The 1,909-nt window shown below is 49.1% G+C and carries 1 protein-coding gene; it reads right to left on the reverse strand.

Going from position 1 to position 1,909, the window contains the following annotated elements; genetic code table 11:
* Positions 1-72: 72 nt before the first annotated feature.
* The gene (gene ltrA, locus BKD12_RS12590) at positions 73-1,464 is read right to left on the reverse strand and encodes a group II intron reverse transcriptase/maturase (protein WP_070089696.1); all 1,392 of its coding nucleotides are present in this window, start codon (positions 1,462-1,464) and stop codon (positions 73-75) included.
* Positions 1,465-1,909 lie beyond the last annotated feature (445 nt).

Consider the following 1,909-nt stretch of genomic DNA (forward strand, 5'->3'; position numbering starts at 1 on the left):
ATCGAGTAGGAGGGAGTGATTAGCTCCCGTCCTCTCACAGCACCGGACATACGGTTCTCGTATCCGGCGCTTTCAATAGTTGATGTGCAGTGACTGATAGGCTGTGGCTATATCATAGAAGCCCCAGTTTATCAGTCTTTCTTTACTTAATGCCCAGTTGACTGCCTTGTTTCCGGCATTGAACCAGTATCCTTTGCGGTCGTAGGCTATCGTTGCCGCATAATGACTGTCCACTCCCAGTCCTATGAGTTTCCTCATTCTGGTTCTGGGCTGTTTCCACTGTTTCCAGATACACATCCGTATCCGGCGGTACAGCCATCCGTTTAGGCTTTCGATGTTGTTCTTCATATCCGCTATTCCATAGTAATTCAGCCATCCTCTCATGTAGACCTTTATTTTCTCCATGGTTTGGACGATACTTCCGCACCTGCTCCGGGAAGTAATCCTGCGCAGTTTCTCCTTGGCTTTCTTCCATGACTTCCCATGGACCCGGATATAAATTCCTTTTCCGTTCTTCCCATAACAAAAGCCAAGAAACTTAAAATTTCGGATTGCGAATACACTCACCGTCCGGCTCTTTTCCCGGTTCACTTTCAGCTTCAGCGTTTCTTCCAGATACTTCGTACTGGATTCCAGCAGTCGTTCTGCGGCCCGTTCACTTTTTGCCAGCAGCACGATATCGTCTGCATATCGGATACACGGCACGCCCCGTCTGTGGAGCTCCCAGTCGAATTCATTCAGATATACATTTGCTAATAGTGGGGATAGATTCCCTCCCTGCGGCGAGCCTTCCTCTGTCTCTGTTACAACACCGTTTTCCATCACTCCGCTTTTCAGGTACCGCTTTACCATCTGTATGACCCTCTCATCTTTTACCTGTTTTCTCAGCAGATTCAGCAAGATTGTGTGATTCAACGTATCGAAATACTTTGACAGATCAAGGACGACTGCCCTTGTATAGCCCTGCTCAATGTACTCCTTTATCCTGAAAATAGCGTCTTTTGCCCCTCTTCCCGGACGGTAGCCAAAGCTGTCATCCGAAAACAACGGCTCATAGATTGGCATGAGCTGCTGGAGCATTGCCTGTTGGATAATGCGGTCGATGACGGTCGGGATGCCGAGTTTTCGTATTCCTCCGTCCGGCTTCGGGATTTCCACCCGTTTGACAGGAGACGGGGTATATTTCCCCCTTCGGATTCTCTCTGTCAGTTCACGGTTATGTTCCTTCAGCCATGGCAGTGTCGCCTCGATGGTCATTCCGTCGATTCCCGGCGCTCCTTTGTTTGCCTTCACTCTTTTGTAAGCCCTGTTCAGGTTATCCTTATTCAGTATCTTACCTAAGATGTCAGGCTCCGCACTGTCCCTTTCCTTCCATATCCGGTTGAATGAGCGGTGCGCTCTCACATACCCTTTGCGTTCCGCGCTATCTCTTTGTGAGCAGCTTTCTCTGTTTTCTGTACCCATCTGCCCATTTCTCCTTTCCCAGTTGTACTAAAGACTCCTATTGATTCGGTCCTTCACTGAAACAATACAGCTACTATGACCTCTGCTGACTTCTGTACGTTCAGCATTACCTCTCAGTAATGGTTACTCCTTTCAGGGCTTTCCGTACAGATCTCCCTGGGTACCACACGTTTCTTTTCCTCCATCCATCTGCCGTATCTACTGTACATGATTCCGTGTAGCTATCGGACTTCATCTTGTGATGCAGACTTATCCTCATGCACAGCCTTCTATACGGTTTCTGTCCGTCAGACCAGAGGTTTGCCCGTAGGTTAGTAAGTTCCCCACATCCGGCTTCCTTCAGATTTGCAGTCACCTGCAACACCCTTGCCTTCGGCTATATCCTTCCCGCTACCGGGTGGATTTGGGACTTGCACCCTTAAGAAACGTGCGCCGCCAGGCGCAC

Origin of the sequence: Merdimonas faecis, from assembly GCF_001754075.1 — a bacterium.
In the GTDB taxonomy this organism is placed as follows: Bacteria; Bacillota; Clostridia; order Lachnospirales; family Lachnospiraceae; genus Merdimonas; species Merdimonas faecis.